Annotated in this window: 17 protein-coding genes; all 17 read left to right on the forward strand. The window is 61.2% G+C overall.

Annotated elements, in window-relative coordinates; translation table 11 throughout:
- Positions 1 to 99: 99 nt before the first annotated feature.
- The 17 genes from QD280_RS08125 to glmU all read left to right on the forward strand — a co-directional run bounded on the left by QD280_RS08125 (position 100) and on the right by glmU (position 16,653).
- The gene (locus QD280_RS08125) at positions 100 to 771 is read left to right on the forward strand and encodes an amino acid ABC transporter permease (RefSeq protein ID WP_107335776.1); all 672 of its coding nucleotides are present in this window, start codon (positions 100 to 102) and stop codon (positions 769 to 771) included.
- A 109-nt stretch (positions 772 to 880) separates the two neighbouring features.
- The gene (locus QD280_RS08130) at positions 881 to 1,627 is read left to right on the forward strand and encodes an amino acid ABC transporter ATP-binding protein (RefSeq protein ID WP_054556363.1); all 747 of its coding nucleotides are present in this window, start codon (positions 881 to 883) and stop codon (positions 1,625 to 1,627) included.
- Between the two features lie 1,073 nt (positions 1,628 to 2,700).
- Positions 2,701 to 2,985: a hypothetical protein gene (locus tag QD280_RS08135; protein ID WP_192839015.1), complete on the forward strand. Its 285-nt coding sequence runs from the start codon at positions 2,701 to 2,703 to the stop codon at positions 2,983 to 2,985.
- Between the two features lie 17 nt (positions 2,986 to 3,002).
- Positions 3,003 to 4,925 carry a tRNA uridine-5-carboxymethylaminomethyl(34) synthesis enzyme MnmG gene (gene mnmG, locus QD280_RS08140; RefSeq protein WP_279838887.1) on the forward strand — a complete coding sequence of 641 codons (1,923 nt, stop codon included), beginning with the start codon at positions 3,003 to 3,005 and terminating at the stop codon, positions 4,923 to 4,925.
- Positions 4,922 to 5,572 carry a 16S rRNA (guanine(527)-N(7))-methyltransferase RsmG gene (gene rsmG / locus QD280_RS08145; protein ID WP_043331700.1) on the forward strand — a complete coding sequence of 217 codons (651 nt, stop codon included), beginning with the start codon at positions 4,922 to 4,924 and terminating at the stop codon, positions 5,570 to 5,572. The genes mnmG and rsmG overlap by 4 nt, the downstream gene beginning before the upstream one ends.
- Before the next feature lie 149 nt (positions 5,573 to 5,721).
- Entirely contained in the window at positions 5,722 to 6,489 is a 768-nt protein-coding gene (locus QD280_RS08150) for a ParA family protein (protein WP_043331702.1), read from the forward strand.
- Positions 6,490 to 6,507: 18 nt separating this feature from the next.
- The gene (locus QD280_RS08155) at positions 6,508 to 7,455 is read left to right on the forward strand and encodes a ParB/RepB/Spo0J family partition protein (protein ID WP_043331703.1); all 948 of its coding nucleotides are present in this window, start codon (positions 6,508 to 6,510) and stop codon (positions 7,453 to 7,455) included.
- A gap of 405 nt (positions 7,456 to 7,860) precedes the next feature.
- Positions 7,861 to 8,265, forward strand: coding sequence for an ATP synthase subunit I (locus QD280_RS08160; protein ID WP_043331819.1), 405 nt, complete (start codon positions 7,861 to 7,863; stop codon positions 8,263 to 8,265).
- A 9-nt stretch (positions 8,266 to 8,274) separates the two neighbouring features.
- Positions 8,275 to 9,138, forward strand: a complete 864-nt coding sequence (atpB, locus tag QD280_RS08165) for a F0F1 ATP synthase subunit A (protein WP_043331706.1) — start codon at positions 8,275 to 8,277, stop codon at positions 9,136 to 9,138.
- Positions 9,139 to 9,239: 101 nt separating this feature from the next.
- Entirely contained in the window at positions 9,240 to 9,488 is a 249-nt protein-coding gene (gene atpE, locus QD280_RS08170) for a F0F1 ATP synthase subunit C (RefSeq protein WP_011508579.1), read from the forward strand.
- Between the two features lie 64 nt (positions 9,489 to 9,552).
- Complete coding sequence (locus QD280_RS08175; protein ID WP_043331708.1) at positions 9,553 to 10,023, forward strand: F0F1 ATP synthase subunit B; 471 nt, start codon at positions 9,553 to 9,555, stop codon at positions 10,021 to 10,023.
- 13 nt (positions 10,024 to 10,036) lie between these two features.
- Complete coding sequence (locus QD280_RS08180; protein WP_043331710.1) at positions 10,037 to 10,579, forward strand: F0F1 ATP synthase subunit delta; 543 nt, start codon at positions 10,037 to 10,039, stop codon at positions 10,577 to 10,579.
- 16 nt (positions 10,580 to 10,595) lie between these two features.
- Complete coding sequence (gene atpA, locus QD280_RS08185; protein WP_200018224.1) at positions 10,596 to 12,140, forward strand: F0F1 ATP synthase subunit alpha; 1,545 nt, start codon at positions 10,596 to 10,598, stop codon at positions 12,138 to 12,140.
- A 67-nt stretch (positions 12,141 to 12,207) separates the two neighbouring features.
- Positions 12,208 to 13,074 carry a F0F1 ATP synthase subunit gamma gene (gene atpG / locus QD280_RS08190; RefSeq protein ID WP_107335781.1) on the forward strand — a complete coding sequence of 289 codons (867 nt, stop codon included), beginning with the start codon at positions 12,208 to 12,210 and terminating at the stop codon, positions 13,072 to 13,074.
- A gap of 56 nt (positions 13,075 to 13,130) precedes the next feature.
- The gene (atpD, locus tag QD280_RS08195; protein ID WP_043331716.1) at positions 13,131 to 14,504 is read left to right on the forward strand and encodes a F0F1 ATP synthase subunit beta; all 1,374 of its coding nucleotides are present in this window, start codon (positions 13,131 to 13,133) and stop codon (positions 14,502 to 14,504) included.
- 29 nt (positions 14,505 to 14,533) lie between these two features.
- The gene (locus QD280_RS08200; RefSeq protein ID WP_054556360.1) at positions 14,534 to 14,956 is read left to right on the forward strand and encodes a F0F1 ATP synthase subunit epsilon; all 423 of its coding nucleotides are present in this window, start codon (positions 14,534 to 14,536) and stop codon (positions 14,954 to 14,956) included.
- A gap of 326 nt (positions 14,957 to 15,282) precedes the next feature.
- A complete protein-coding gene (gene glmU, locus QD280_RS08205) occupies positions 15,283 to 16,653 on the forward strand; it encodes a bifunctional UDP-N-acetylglucosamine diphosphorylase/glucosamine-1-phosphate N-acetyltransferase GlmU (protein WP_279836536.1) in 1,371 nt (456 codons plus the stop codon).
- The last annotated feature ends 26 nt before the right edge of the window (positions 16,654 to 16,679 follow it).

Below are 16,679 nucleotides of genomic sequence, written 5' to 3' on the forward strand. Positions count from 1 at the left end.
TCACGACATTTCGGCAGCGACAGCCTGCCGGAATGTCGGTCGTCTCGAACCTCCGGCGCGCCCAGCGGCGCATGAGAGGTTCGTGCCAAGGAGCCCCCCGTGGACGTTCAGTTCCAGTTTGATTGGCAGGCCGCACTCAATTCGGTGCCCTACCTGCTCGAGGGCATTCCCTGGACCCTCGCCATTTCCTTCGGTGGCCTCGCCATCGGCTTCGTGCTCGGCATCCTGTTCGGACTGCTGAGCCTGTCTCCTAGCCGCCTCCTGCGCTGGGTCGCCACCGCCTATATCGAGATCTTCCGTGGCACCCCGGTGCTCGTCCAGGTGCTCTTCATCTTCTATGGTCTGCCGCAGATCATCGGTGGCCCCATCGATGCCCTGACCGCCGGTATCGCCGCGATCGCCTTGAACTCGGCGGCCTATATCTCCGAAATCGTGCGCGGTGGCGTACAGTCCATCGCCCGTGGCCAGCGGGAAGCCGGCCTGTCACTCGGCCTCTCCACCCCGCAGACCTTCCGCTATGTCATCTGGCCTCAGGCGCTGCGCCGCATGATCCCTGCGCTGGGCAACCAGGGCATCGTCTCGATCAAGGACACCTCGCTGTTCTCGGTGATCGGCGTCGGTGAGCTGGTGCGTCAGGGGCAGATCTACATCGCCACGACCTTCAATGCGCTGGAGACCTACTTCATGGTGGCGCTGTTGTACCTGGTGATCACCCTCAGCCTGTCATTTGGCTTGCGGATGCTCGAGCGCCGCGGGTTGGTGGGCCAATGATGTCTCTCTGCCCCCCACACGCGACGGATATAGCCGCGCCCTCTCTCCTTCAGCCTGATCTCATTTCCCTGACGACCTTCCGGCATGCAGCGCCGGTTCGGAGCGCCCCATGACTGCCATCGTGAAGATGCACAAGCTCAACAAGCATTTCGGCAGCCTGCATGTCCTCAAGGACATCGAGCTCGAGGTCGCCCAGGGGGAGGTGGTGGTGATCATCGGGGCCAGTGGCTCCGGCAAGTCGACACTGATTCGCTGCGTGAACGGCCTGGAGGAGTTTCAGGACGGCAACATCGAGGTGGATGGGCATTCGCTGATCCCCCACGGCAAGAGCCACCGGGCGCTCAAGGCGATACGCACCGAAGTCGGTATGGTCTTCCAGCAGTTCAACCTCTTCCCGCACATGAGCGTGCGTGACAACGTCAGCCTGGCCCCCATCAAGGTGCGCGGTACCTCACGACCGGCGGCCGAGCAGCAAGCCGATACGCTGCTCGAGCGGGTCAATATCCTCGAGCAGGCCGACAAGTACCCGGGGCAACTCTCCGGCGGCCAGCAGCAACGCGTGGCCATTGCCCGCTCATTGGCGATGGAACCGCGCCTGATGCTGTTCGATGAGCCCACCTCGGCACTGGACCCGGAAATGATCGGCGAGGTACTCGATGTCATGCGCAAGCTGGCCCGCGAAGGCATGACGATGATGATCGTCACCCATGAAATGAGTTTTGCCCGTGAAGTGGCAGACCGGGTGGTGTTCATCCATCAGGGCAGCATCGTCGAGGAAGGCACGCCAGAGCAGGTCTTCGATACGCCGCAACATCCACGCACCCAGAGCTTCCTGGCCCGCGTACTGTCCCACTGAGCGCCTTCCACAAAGCTCGCTGAGCCACTGGTCAGACAAGCGTTGAGCACGTGATGACCCTACCCGCTGCCATGCGTGCAGCGGGCATGCCCCGACCGTCAGGTCGGGGCATTTTTTTGTCCTCAGAGGCCCTCGCGAGCTCTGCGGATCGCCAAACGATGAAAAATCTTCTCCCTCCACGCCATCTGTCGGCATTTCGAGAAGAAAAAAACAAATTTTTTTGCCCCCGCCACCCCCTTGCCAGGTCACGCAAACACGCCTTGGCGCTCGAAAGAATGACGCTTTCCCCGCCTGACAGTCCTCGCTGAGGCGTCGCTTAAGCGTGTGAAAAACAGGGATAAATCAGGGGCCTAGCCGGAAAACCACACGAGGATAACGTGCACCGTCAGCCGCCGGGACAGCGTTCAGGCAATCTCAGCGGGCGACATGGGCAAAACAAGCGAAAAAGTATCCACAGGCTGGGGCGCGTCGCGTCATTGGCACCATTGGCGAGGGCTGTAGCCATTCACGCACCACTTATCCCATGGCTGTCTACAGCCTTGGGCAGCGCAGGAAATCGACATTTGCCTCTGTGGACATTTTCCGGCATCATCCGCGGCCTTCTTGCCGTCAGGCCATGCAGCACTAGGGGTTGTGGGTAACAACGCCTCTTGTGCACAGCAGGGCAGAAAAGTCGGGTACCAGCTCGGTATGAATCAGGGGATAATCGGGGCTGTGGACAAGGGTGCATTTCATCCACAGGAAGCGACCGGTGGCGTCCTCAGGTACTCCGCATTTTCTCCCCAACTATATCAACATCGTAAGCTTTTGATTTGTAACGAATAAAGTCGATTTCCCACTGATTTTGTCCACAACAGTAGTTACAACATCAACAGAACCCCTTTTTCTTTTCTTTATATAATCTTGTTATCCGGAAACCCGAAGGACGGACCGAGACCTCACGATCGACCTGACGTGAACTCGCCGAATCCGAAGTGTTCGGGATAACGAACGGCTGTCTGGGTAGCGCATCCCTCCCCGGAAAATCGACGCGTCGTATCCGCAAGGCTCGTGAATCGTCACGGCGTGGATTGATGCCCCAGAAGAAACAACCCGGGCATTCGCTCATGGCCTGCCAGGGCAAGGCGCTGTGGAAAACTCCTGACGCTTACCCACAGGCGGTTTATACTGTGCGGCCCGGACGTCATCCTGCTGGCTTGCAAGCTCCCTCACCGGTCGAGCACATGCCTTCGGCGACGGACATCATTCGCCATGCCGTCTGGCAGTTCTTGATTCATCCAGGCATCGATTCATCGCCCTGTCTGGCCGATTTGCCTGCTTCGCCAACCAGCGAACAGCGCTTCACCCAAGTTTCGTGATACCCCGAGGTGCCAACGTGGATTACCCGAACCGCTTTGACGTGATCGTCATCGGCGGCGGTCATGCCGGTACGGAAGCCGCACTGGCTGCTGCCCGCATGGGCCGTCAGACCCTGCTGCTGACCCATAACATCGAGACGCTGGGCCAGATGTCCTGCAATCCCGCCATCGGCGGGATCGGCAAGAGCCATCTGGTCAAGGAGATCGATGCGCTGGGCGGTGCCATGGGCCTGGCCACCGACATGGCGGGTATCCAGTTCCGTACCCTGAATGCCCGCAAGGGGCCGGCAGTGCGTGCCACTCGTGCACAGGCTGACCGGGCGCTGTACAAGGCCGCGATCCGCAACGTGCTGGAAAACCAGCCGAACCTGACGCTGTTCCAGCAGGGTGCGGAAGACCTGATCGTCGAAGGCGAGACCGTGCGGGGTGTCGTCACCCAGACCGGGATCCGCTTCCACGCCACCACGGTGGTGCTGGCGACCGGGACCTTCCTCGGTGGCGTGATCCACATCGGTCTGGACAACCATGCCGGTGGCCGTGCCGGTGATCCACCCGCCAATGGCCTGGCATCGCGTCTGCGTGAACTGCCGTTCCGGGTCGATCGCCTCAAGACCGGCACCCCGCCGCGCATCGATGCCAAGAGCGTCGACTTCAGCAAGATGGAAGCCCAGCCGGGCGACACTCCGCGTCCGGTGATGTCCTACATGGGCAGCCGTGAGATGCAGCCGGAGCAGGTCAACTGCTACATCACGCACACCAACGAGCGCACTCACGAGATCATCTTCGCCAATCTCGATCGCTCGCCGATGTACTCCGGCGTCATCGATGGCATCGGGCCGCGTTACTGCCCGTCCATCGAGGACAAGGTGCATCGCTTCGCCGACAAGAACAGCCACCAGGTCTTCATCGAGCCGGAAGGCCTGAATACCCATGAGCTGTATCCCAACGGCATCTCCACCTCGCTGCCCTTCGATACGCAGCTCGAGGTGGTGCGCTCGATCCGTGGCATGGAGAACGCGCACATCACGCGTCCCGGCTACGCCATCGAGTACGATTTCTTCAATCCCCAGGACCTGCATCACTCCCTGGAGACGCGTTTCATCAAGAACCTGTACTTCGCCGGTCAGATCAACGGCACCACCGGCTATGAAGAAGCCGGTGCCCAGGGACTGCTGGCGGGCGTCAATGCCGCCTTGCGCGCCACTGACGACGAGTCCTGGCATCCGCTGCGTGACGAGGCCTATACCGGTGTAATGGTCGATGACCTGATCACCCTCGGCACGCGCGAGCCGTACCGCATGTTCACCTCGCGTGCCGAATATCGCCTGCTGCTGCGTGAGGACAATGCCGACCTGCGTCTGACCGCCAAGGGTCGCGAGCTGGGCCTGATCGATGACGCCCGCTGGGAAGCCTTCGATCGCAAGCGTGAAGCCATCGCCCGCGAGACCGCGCGTCTCGAGAGCACCTGGCTGACGCCGAAGAGCCCGGAGCTGGCCCCGTTGAGCGACAAGCTCAGCTCGCCGCTCAAGCGCGAAGCCAGCCTGATGGAGCTGCTCAAGCGTCCGGAGCTCGAGTATCCGGATGTGGCAGACCTGAAAGGGGAAGGGGTCGACGACTGGCGCATCGCCGAACAGGTGCAGATCACTGCCAAGTACGCAGGCTATATCCAGCGTCAGCAGGAAGAGATCGACCGTCTGCGTCGTCACGAGCACACCGAACTGCCGACCAGCCTCGATTATGATTCCGTCGACGGTCTCTCCAACGAGATCAAGCAGAAGCTCAACGAAGCGCGCCCGGCGACGCTGGCCCAGGCCGGTCGCATTTCCGGTGTCACGCCGGCAGCGGTCTCTATCCTGCTGATTCACTTGAAGAAGCGTCAGTTGATCAAGGCGGAGACACCCGCAGATGCCGCAACGGCTGACACGGGGGCCGCGCAATGAGCCAGACGCTCAACGAGACACAGCGTGAACGTTGCGCTCAGCTGCTCAGTCGTGGTGCCAGCGCCATGGGAGTGGCGCTGAGCGAGGAACAGCACGCCCAGCTGATGACGTTGCTGGTGCTGTTGCACAAGTGGAATCGCGCCTATAACCTCACCGCGGTACGTGAGCCGGAGGCGATGGTGACTCGCCATCTGCTCGACAGCCTCAGTGTGCTGCCATATATCAGTGGGCCACGCCTTCTGGATGTCGGCGCCGGCCCGGGCCTGCCCAGCATCGTGATCGCGATCATGCGTCCCGACATCGCCGTCGTGCCGCTGGATTCGAATGGCAAGAAGGTGCGCTTCCAGATTCAGGCCGGCCATGAACTGGGCCTCAAGAATCTGAGCCCGACCCAGGTACGCATCGAAGCCTATGATGGTGCGCCGTTCGAACAGATCATCTCGCGTGCCTTCGCCGATACCGATGCCTTCGTCAATCTGTCGGCGGCCGTGCTCGCCGAGGGCGGCGAATGGCTGGCCATGAAAGGGCGCATCCCCAGTGATGAGATTGCCCGCCTGCCGATGGGTGTCTCGCTGGTCGAGACATTGGTGCTGGAAGTGCCGGGTGAGGAAGGGGAGCGTCACCTTCTGCGCCTCAAGCGCGACTGATAAAGCGCCTTAAGGCGTGCGCAGGGATTGTGCCGGGCGCAAAAGGCAGGCAGCCTGATGTTTTCACGAGGGCAGATCATTGATCTGTCCTCGTGAGCATGTGGCTGGTGCCAATGGCCCCGCTTCTCAAGGAACCAAGGAAGTCGCTCGTGACCAAGATCATCGCGCTGACCAACCAGAAGGGTGGCGTCGGCAAGACCACCACTGCCGTCAATCTGGCGGCGTCGCTGGCGGCACTCGATCGCCGCGTTCTGCTGATCGATCTCGACCCGCAGGGCCATGCCACCATGGGCAGCGGCATCGACAAGCACGACCTCGAAGGCAGCGTGCTGGATGTGCTGCTGGGTGAGCTGCGTGCCAGTGACGTGATTCTCGATTGTCCCGATGCCGGCTACGCCCTGTTGCCCGGCAATGGCGACCTTACCGCCGCCGAGGTCGATCTTCTCGGTGTCGAGGGGCGTGAGCGCCGCCTCACGGAAGCTCTGGCGCCGATCGCCGCGGAATATGACGTGGTACTGATCGACTGCCCGCCCTCGCTCAACATGTTGACCGTCAATGCCCTGACCGCCGCCCATGGCGTGCTGATCCCGCTGCAGTGCGAGTTCTATGCGCTGGAAGGTCTGTCAGCACTGCTCGATACCGTCGAGCAGATTCAAGGCAACGTGAATCCGGCCCTCGACGTGTTCGGGATCGTGCGTACCATGTACGACGCTCGCAACAGTCTGACCCGCGATGTCAGCAAGCAACTTTCCGATTACTTTGGCGATACCCTGATCAAGGCGACCATTCCGCGCAACGTGCGGGTGGCGGAAGCGCCGAGCCACGGCCTGCCGGTGACCAAGTATGCGCGTCTGTCGCGTGGCAGCCAGGCCTATCGGGTGCTCGCCAAGGAATTGATTCGTCGTCTCTCGCTGTAACTTCACCGAGGAAGGTCCATGACGCGTAAGCGTGCCCTGGGAAGGGGCCTGGATGCCCTGATTGGCGCCGGAAACCGCCGCCGCCATGTCGAAGCCGATATAGAAGCTGTCGATGGCGACGCCATCGATGCGTCACCGGATGCCGCGCTGGCCGCGAATCCGGCCGCTGCCACGGCGGAATTGCCCAGCGAGCGCCTCGAGCGCCTGCCGCTCGGGCAGCTGCAGCGTGGCAAGTATCAGCCACGGCGTGACATTCAGCCGGAAGCGCTCGAGGAGCTGGCGGATTCCATCCGGGCTCAAGGCGTGATGCAGCCCATCGTGGTGCGGCCGGTGGGGGAGGGGCGCTACGAGATCATCGCCGGCGAGCGCCGCTGGCGTGCCTCGCAGCTGGCGGAGCTGGATACCATTCCTGCCGTCGTCCGCGAAGGCATCAGCGATGAGATCGCGCTCGCGCTGGCATTGATCGAGAATATCCAGCGCGAGAACCTCAATCCGGTCGAGGAAGCCCTGGCGCTCAAGCGCCTGCTCGAGGAATTCGAGCTGACCCAGCAGCAGGTGGGCGACGCCGTCGGGCGTTCACGCGCCCAGGTCACCAACCTGCTGCGGCTGCTGACGCTGGAACAGGAAGTGCAGACCCTGCTGGAACGCGGTGAGCTCGACATGGGGCACGCGCGTGCCCTGATCGGCCTGACCCCGGCACGTCAGCGCAAGCTGGCCCATGAAGTCGTCGAGCGCGAGCTGACCGTGCGCCAGACCGAAGCGCTGGTGAAAAGCGTGCAGAAGGGTGAGCAGCCCAAGCCGGCACCGGCACGACCGGACGCCGACATCCAGCGTCTGGAAACGCGCCTCTCGGAGCAACTGGGCGCTGCCGTCAATATCCGTCATGGCAAGAGCGGCAAGGGCAAGGTCACCATCTCCTACACCAGTCTGGATGAGCTGGACGGCATTCTTGGCCATATCCACTAGTGGGCGAGCAGGGGAGGGCTGACCGCGCGTCACACCTCCCCGGGCGGCAATTTTCCGCTTGACGGATCACGATCCTCTTTCGCGCCCCTGTGACTCATTGTCGCAGGGGCGCGAAATGCATCTGACATTCAAGATATTGAAGGATGTTGCTGACGTCAGGTTGTGATTCATGCAACCCTGTGTCGCTCGCACCGCAAGCGACTGTCAACGTAAGCAAACTGTCATCGGTTTCCCGCAAGATAGTGAGGCTTTGGTCGTAAGCTTGCGAAAGATCAAGGAATTTAGCTTGTCGTTTGGTTGATGGCGGTGAAGCGCTCCCCTATAATCCGGCGAGTTTGCTCCCGGGCTGTGTCCAGCGCAGCGCCAGAAATGGCGAAGGCCATCATTGCGAGACACAGGTCCAAGATGCACAAGACGACACCCGCTGCTCTACAACGCCCTCAGGTGGCTCGATTGCTCTGGGGCCAGGCGCTGGTCATCGTGATTGCCGTCTTGCTGGCGGGAGTGATGAAAGGCAGTGGTGCGGCGCTTTCCGCGCTGTGTGGTGGGCTGGTCTGCCTGCTGCCCAATCTGTTTTTCGCCTGGCGTTCACTGCGTGTGACCGGTGCACGCTACGCCCAGGCAATGGTCAAGGCCTTCTATCAGGCCGAGGCCGGTAAGTTCGGTTTGACGGCCGTATTGTTTGCGTTCTTCTTCATTGCAGTGCCGCCCTCAAACCCCGCTTTATTTTTTTGCGCTTACGTGGCGGCAATGGCGGTTCACTGGCTGGGCCCCTGGCTGGTGAAGCGAACACCGTACACACGAACCTGAGGCAGAGTCATGGCAGGCACCAACCCGAGTCCCTCCGAATATATTCAGCACCACCTGCAGAATCTGACGTACGGCAACCACCCGGAACACGGATGGTCACTGGCGCACAGCGCTCAGGAAGCGGCCGACATGGGATTCTGGGCCATCCACCTGGATACCATGGGCTGGTCCATCGGTCTGGGCCTGATCTTCCTGTGCCTGTTCCGCAAGGTCGCCAAGTCCGCCACCACTGGCGTTCCCAGCGGTCTGCAGAACTTCGTCGAATTGATGGTCGAGTTCGTCGATCAGTCCGTGCGTGAGACCTTCCACGGTCGTTCACGCCTGATCGCACCGCTGTCACTGACGATCTTCTGCTGGATCTTCCTGATGAACCTGATGGACTTGATCCCCGTCGACTGGCTGCCTGGCGTTGCTGCCAAGGTCGGTGAGATGTTCGGCGCCGATCCGGCTCACGTGTTCTTCAAGGTGGTGCCGTCCACTGACATCAATGCCACGCTGGGCATGTCACTGTCCGTGTTCGCGCTGATCATTTTCTATTCCATTCGCGTCAAGGGCCTCAAGGGCTTCCTGGCCGAACTGACGCTGCACCCGTTCAACACCCCGAACAAGCTGGCACAGATCGCGCTGATTCCGGTCAACTTCCTGCTTGAGTTCGTGACGCTGATCGCCAAGCCGATCTCTCTGGCGCTGCGTCTGTTCGGTAACATGTATGCAGGCGAGCTGATCTTCATCCTGATCTCGCTGGTCGGTATCTGGCAGCTGCCCCTGCACTTCCCGTGGGCGGTCTTCCATATCCTGGTCATCACCCTGCAGGCATTCATCTTCATGATGCTGACCATCGTCTACCTGAGCATGGCCAGCGAAGACCACTGATGTAATTCGCCCCACGCCATTCGTGGCGTGGGGCAAGATTTCCGAGCTCTGCTCACACCCTCAACCCTTGACTTAAACTTGACTAAAACTGGAGTTCCACAATGGAAGCACAAGTTCTTGGCATGACCGCTATCGCCGTCTCCCTGCTGATCGGCCTGGGCGCCCTGGGCACCGCCATCGGTTTCGGTATCCTCGGTGGCAAGTTCCTGGAAGGCGCAGCGCGTCAGCCGGAAATGATCCCGCAGCTGCAGGTCAAGATGTTCATCGTCGCTGGTCTGCTGGATGCCGTGACCATGATCGGTGTTGGTATCGCGCTGTTCTTCACCTTCGCCAACCCGTTTGTCGGTTAAACATCGGCTGGCCTCCGGCCTACCGTGTTTTTGACCCAACAATCGTGAAGCGAGAGGTGCTGGCGTGAATCTGAACTTAACCCTGATTGGTCAGGCCATCGCCTTTGCGGTCTTCGTTTATTTCTGCATGAAGTATGTCTGGCCGCCGGTCACACAGGCTCTGGCAGAACGTCAGAAGAAGATTGCAGATGGTCTGGATGCTGCCAGCCGTGCTACCCGTGACCTCGAACTGGCGCAGGAAAAAGCCACCGAGACTCTGCGGGAAAGCAAGGATGAAGCAGCACGCATCATTGAGCAGACCCATAAGCGCTCCAACCAGATGATCGAGGAAGCACGTGAAACTGCACGTGCGGAAGGCGAGCGTCTCGTTGCGCAGGCCCGTGCCGAAATCTCCCAGGAGATCAACCAGGCCAAGGACGAGCTCCGTGGTCAGGTCGCTGCTCTTGCAGTGGTCGGCGCCGAGCGCATCCTGGAATCCTCCATCGACGAAGCCAAGCACCGCGAGCTGATTGACAAGCTCGCTGCCGAGCTCTGAGGAGACTGATTCCATGGCTGAAACGTCTACCTCCACCGCGGCTCGCCCGTACGCCAAGGCGGCGTTCGAGTTTGCACGCGGCCAGCAGGCGCTAGAGGCCTGGTCCGGCATGTTGTCGACAGCGGCGCTCGTCGCTGTCGACGCAAACGTCAAGGCGGTGCTCGATAACCCCAAGCTCTCCACCGAGCACAAGGTTGGCACCTTCCTGGACGTGTGCGGTGAGGCGCTGGATGACAGCGCCCGCAACTTCATCCGGACTCTCGGTGAGCAGGACCGCCTTGCGGCCCTGCCCTCCGTGGCCGAATTGTTCGAGGCCCAGAAGGCCGAGCAGGAACAGCGTGTCGAGGTGACCCTGGTGTCTGCCTTTGCACTGGAGAGTGAGCAGGAAGAAAAGCTCGCCACTGCCCTGCGCAAGCGTCTGAACCGCGACATCTCCATTACCACTCAGGTGGATAGTACGCTGCTCGGCGGCGTCATCATCCGTGCCGGAGATACCGTCATTGACGGCTCCGTGCGCGGCAAGCTGGCCCGGCTTTCCGAAGCACTGAACTCCTGAGTCCGAGGGACATGGCATGCAGCAACTGAATCCTTCCGAGATCAGCGACATCATCAAGCAGCGTATCGAAAAGCTTGACGTCGCATCCGAAGCCCGTAATCAGGGCACCATCGTCAGCGTCTCCGACGGCATCGTGCAGATCCACGGCCTCGCAGACGTCATGTTCGGTGAGATGATTGAATTCCCGGGTGGCGTCTTTGGTATGGCGCTTAACCTTGAGCGCGACAGCGTCGGTGCTGTCGTTCTGGGTGACTACCTCCAGCTCGAAGAGGGCATGACCGCGCAGTGCACCGGTCGTATCCTCGAAGTGCCGGTAGGCCCGGAAATGGTCGGCCGTGTGGTCGACGCGCTGGGTAACCCGATTGACGGCAAAGGCCCGATCGACGCCAAGCTGACTGACGCGGTTGAGAAGGTCGCTCCGGGCGTCATCGCCCGTGAGCCGGTCGACCAGCCGGTGCAGACAGGTCTGAAGTCCATCGATGCCATGGTGCCGATCGGCCGTGGTCAGCGCGAGCTGATCATCGGTGACCGTCAGATTGGTAAGTCCGCCATCGCGATTGATGCCATCATCAATCAGAAGGGCAAGGGCATTACCTGCGTCTACGTCGCCGTCGGCCAGAAGCAGTCCACCATTGCCAACGTCGTGCGCAAGCTCGAAGAGCACGGCGCGATGGAACACACCATCATCGTCGCTGCTGGCGCTTCCGACCCGGCTGCCATGCTGTTCCTGGCACCGTACGCCGGTTGCACCATGGGTGAGTACTTCCGCGACCGCGGTGAAGACGCGATGATCGTCTATGACGATCTGACCAAGCAGGCATGGGCGTATCGTCAGATCTCCCTGCTGCTCAAGCGTCCGCCGGGCCGTGAAGCCTACCCGGGTGACGTCTTCTATCTCCACTCCCGTCTGCTTGAGCGTTCCGCACGCGTCAACGCCGATTATGTCGAGCAGTTCACCAAGGGTGAAGTGAAAGGCAAGACCGGCTCCCTGACTGCGCTGCCGATCATCGAGACCCAGGGTGGCGACGTGTCTGCGTTCGTTCCGACCAACGTGATCTCCATCACCGACGGTCAGATCTTCCTCGAGACCAGCCTGTTCAACTCCGGTATCCGTCCGTCCATCAACGCGGGTCTGTCTGTTTCCCGTGTCGGTGGTGCTGCTCAGACCAAGATCATCAAGAAGTTGGGTGGTGGTGTGCGTCTGGCACTGGCTCAGTACCGTGAGCTGGCAGCTTTCTCCCAGTTCGCCTCTGATCTGGACGAAGCGACCCGCAAGCAGCTCGAGCATGGTCAGCGTGTCACCGAGCTGATGAAGCAGAAGCAGTACTCTCCGATGTCCGTGGCCGACATGGCGATCTCGCTGTTCGCGGCCAACGAAGGCTACTTGGACGACGTCGAAGTCGCCAAGGTGCTGGGCTTCGAGAAGGCGCTGCTGGACTTCATGCGCTCCGAGCACGCGGATCTTCTGGACAAGATCAATCAGTCCGGCGGCTACGATGACGAGATCAAGAATGGTCTCAAGGCTGGCGTCGAGAAGTTCAAGGCGACTCAAAGCTGGTAAGTGGCATGGCCCGGCCAGTCCGGGCCCTGTCGTTTCCCTTCGGGTGGCATGAATAAGGCAGATCGCTATGGCAGCTGCAAAAGAGATTCGCTCCCAGATCGGGAGCATCAAAAATACGCAAAAGATCACCAGCGCCATGGAAATGGTGGCTGCGTCCAAGATGCGTAAAGCGCAGGATCGCATGGCGGCCAGCCAGCCTTATGCTCATCAGATCCGCAAGGTTGTAGGACACATCGCCCGGGCCAACCCGGAATATCGCCATCCGTATCTGATGGAACGTGATGTGAAGCGTGTCGGTTATATCGTGGTCTCCAGTGATCGCGGCCTGTGTGGTGGCCTGAACGCCAATCTGTTCAAGGCTGTCACCAAGCATGCGAAGAGCTGGCGCGACCAGGGTGTCGAGGTGGACTTCTGTGCCCTCGGCTCCAAGGCCGGTACCTTCTTCCGCAACTACGGTGGCAACCTGCTTGCCGCCAAGTCCGGTCTCGGGGATTCCCCGGGTGCCCAGGATCTGATCGGTAGCGTCAAGGCCATGCTGGACGCATTCGACGAGGGCAGCCTCGACCGTCTGTACGTGGTGTTCAACGAGTTCGTCAACACCATGACGCAGAAGCCGGTCGTGCGTCAGCTGCTTCCTCTCGAAGCTGATCTGAATGACGAAGAAACCGGTCCCACTACATGGGACTACCTGTATGAGCCGGATGCCGTCTCGTTGCTCGACAAGCTGCTCAAGCGCTATGTCGAGGCCCAGGTCTACCAGGCCGTGGTCGAGAACATCGCCTGCGAACAGGCAGCGCGAATGATCGCAATGAAGAGTGCGACCGATAACGCCGGCGACCTGATCGACGACCTTCAGCTGGTCTACAACAAGGCCCGCCAGGCAGCGATCACTCAGGAAATCTCCGAGATCGTATCCGGTGCCGCCGCCGTCTGATGACAGCGTGGCAACAGGCAAGCAGGTTTCAATCGCAGGTTTAAGAGGAACCAGGAATGAGCGGACGTATCGTACAAATCATCGGCGCGGTGATTGACGTCGAGTTTCCGCGGGACGCAGTGCCCAAGGTCTACGACGCCCTGAACGTCGCCGATAGCGAGACCGTACTCGAAGTCCAGCAGCAGCTGGGCGACGGCGTGGTCCGTACTATCGCAATGGGTTCGACCGAAGGCCTCAAGCGCAGTCTCGCAGTTGAGAGCACCGGTGCTCCGATCTCCGTGCCGGTCGGCACGGCGACTCTGGGTCGCATCATGAACGTGCTGGGTCAGCCGATCGACGAAGCTGGCGACGTGGGTGCTGAAGAGCACATGCCGATTCACCGTGCAGCCCCGAGCTTCGCGGAACAGGCAGCGTCCAACGAGCTTCTGGAAACCGGCATCAAGGTCATCGACCTGGTCTGCCCGTTCGCCAAGGGCGGCAAGGTCGGTCTGTTCGGCGGCGCCGGTGTCGGCAAGACCGTCAACATGATGGAGCTGATCCGCAACATCGCCACCGAGCACAGCGGTTATTCCGTGTTCGCGGGCGTGGGTGAGCGTACTCGTGAAGGTAACGATTTCTTCCACGAAATGAAGGAATCCAACGTTCTCGACAAGGTTGCCCTGGTCTATGGCCAGATGAACGAGCCGCCGGGTAACCGTCTGCGCGTGGCACTGACCGGTCTGACCATCGCCGAGAAGTTCCGTGACGAAGGTCGTGACGTTCTGCTGTTCGTCGACAACATCTATCGTTACACCCTGGCGGGGACCGAAGTGTCCGCACTGCTGGGTCGTATGCCGTCCGCGGTAGGTTATCAGCCGACTCTGGCGGAAGAGATGGGCGTCCTGCAGGAACGCATCACTTCTACCAAGACTGGCTCGATCACTTCCGTGCAGGCCGTCTACGTCCCCGCGGATGACTTGACCGATCCGTCTCCGGCGACCACCTTCTCGCACCTTGACGCGACAGTCGTACTGTCCCGTCAGATTGCCGAGCTGGGTATCTATCCGGCCGTTGACCCGCTCGACTCCACCTCTCGTCAGCTCGACCCGCTGGTCGTTGGCGAAGAGCACTACAACACTGCCCGTAACGTTCAGGGTGTGTTGCAGCGCTACAAGGAGCTGAAAGACATCATCGCCATCCTCGGGATGGACGAGCTGTCTGACGAAGACAAGCAGACCGTGGCACGTGCGCGTAAGATCCAGCGCTTCCTGTCACAGCCGTTCTTCGTTGCGGAAATCTTCACCGGCGCGCCGGGCAAGTACGTGTCCCTCAAGGACACCATCCGCGGCTTCCAGGGTATCCTGGACGGCGAATATGACGCACTGCCGGAGCAGGCGTTCTACATGGTCGGCACCATCGACGAAGCTGTCGAGAAAGCCAAGGGCATGTAATTTCCCTGTTCAGGCATGAGGAAACAGGTATGGCTATGAGCGTCCATTGCGACATCGTCAGCGCTGAGAAAGGCATCTTTTCCGGCCTGGTCGAGCGTCTCGTGGCTGCCGGCAGCGAAGGTGACCTCGGCATCATGCCGGGTCACGCTCCGCTGCTGACCGAGCTGCAACCCGGCCCGATTCGCGTTCAGCGTCAGGGTGGGGCCGAGGAAATCTACTACGTCAGTGGCGGATTCCTCGAAGTGCAGCCGAACCTCGTTTCAGTCCTCGCCGACACCGCAGTACGTGCCGACGATCTGGATGAGGCGGCAGCCCAGGAAGCCAAGGAAGTGGCCTTGAAGGCCATGAACGACCAGGCTTCCGAACTGGAATACTCACGCGCCACGGCCGAACTGGCCGAGGCGATGGCCAAGCTGCGCACCGTGCAGCAGATGCGTCGTCACACGCGCTGAGATGCACTGGGCCATGACGGCCAGTGACAGGAAAGAGGCGACCTTCGGGTCGCCTTTTTTTGTGCTCATCACTCGGGGACAGGCCGTCTGCCACTGGGGCAGCCTGGCGCGATTCAGGGCTGAGCGTGCTCATCCGTCAGCACCTTGAGCGCTGAGCCGGTTGGCTGAGAGCTCTTGCGCGAGCACTGCTACTTTCTCGGGTCTGTTCTCGGCGACAGTCCCGTGGGTAAACCTCGTCACTGGCAGGTCACGGATCAGCTGCTATCATGGCGCCACTATTTTCAGGGCTTCAGGTATGAAGACCCGCTTTCTACAGGAGTTCACCGATGAGCAGCGCAGAGCGTACCGACGTCGTCATTCTTGCCGCAGGCCAGGGCACCCGCATGCGTTCCAAATTGCCGAAGGTGCTGCACCCGTTGGCAGGCAAGGCGATGGTGCGTCATGTGGCTGACACCGCTGCAGGCCTGGACGGTGCGCATCTGAATGTCGTCATCGGTCATGGTGGTGAGCGCGTCCAGCAGCAGCTGGCCGATACCGGCGCCAGCTTCGCGGTGCAGGCAGAGCAGAAGGGTACCGGTCACGCCGTGGCCCAGTCACTGGACGCCATCGGTGATGGCAAGGTGCTGATCCTGTATGGCGATGTGCCGCTGATTCGTCGCGAGACCCTCGAGGCGCTGCTGGCCGAAGTCAGTGAGCAGACTCTGGGCCTGCTGACGGTGATTCTGGAAGACCCGACAGGCTATGGCCGTATCGTGCGTGACGCCGAAGGCCGCGTCAGCGCCATCGTCGAGCACAAGGATGCCACGCCGGAGCAGCTGGCCATCCAGGAAGGCAACACCGGTATCCTCGCCACCACCGGTGCCCAGCTCAAGCGCTGGCTGCCGGCGCTGTCCGCAGACAATGCCCAGGGTGAGTACTACCTGACCGACATCATCGCCATGGCGGCCAGCGAAGGCGTCAACATCGCCACCGCCCAGCCGGCGGCGGTCGAGGAAGTGCAGGGCGTCAACAACCGCCTGCAGCTGGCCGATCTCGAGCGTGCCTTCCAGCGTCGTGAGGCCAACCGCCTGATGACCGAAGGCGCCAGCCTGGCCGATCCGTCACGCATCGACGTGCGCGGCAAGCTGACCATCGGCACTGACATCAGCATCGATGTCGGCTGCATCTTCGAAGGCGACGTCACCCTGGCGGATGATGTGGTCATCGGCGCCCACTGCGTGATCCGCAATGCCACCATCGGTGCCGGCGCCAACATCGCGCCGCACAGCGTCATCGACGGCGCCGTGCTGGAAGGCGACAACAATGTCGGTCCGTTCGCGCGTCTGCGTCCGGGCACCGAGCTTGCGCGTGGCGCACGCATCGGCAACTTCGTCGAGACCAAGAATGCCCAGGTCGGTGTCGATGCCAAGATCAATCACCTGAGCTATGTCGGCGATGCGACCCTCGGTGAGGCCGTCAATGTCGGCGCCGGCACCATCACCTGCAACTACGATGGTGCCAACAAGTTCCGCACCGAAATCGGCGCCAATGCCTTCATCGGCTCCAACTCGGCGCTGGTGGCACCGCTCAAGATCGGTGCCGGTGCCACCGTGGGTGCCGGCTCTACCCTGAGCCGCGATGTCGCCGAGGGCGCGCTGAGCGTGGCGCGTGGCAAGCGTATCGACAAGCCGGAATGGCCGCGTCCGACCAAGAAGTGATCGGCAGCTGTGATTGGCAGCAGTGG

The organism is Cobetia sp. 1AS1 (assembly GCF_029846435.1).
GTDB classification, from domain to species: Bacteria; Pseudomonadota; Gammaproteobacteria; order Pseudomonadales; family Halomonadaceae; genus Cobetia; species Cobetia amphilecti.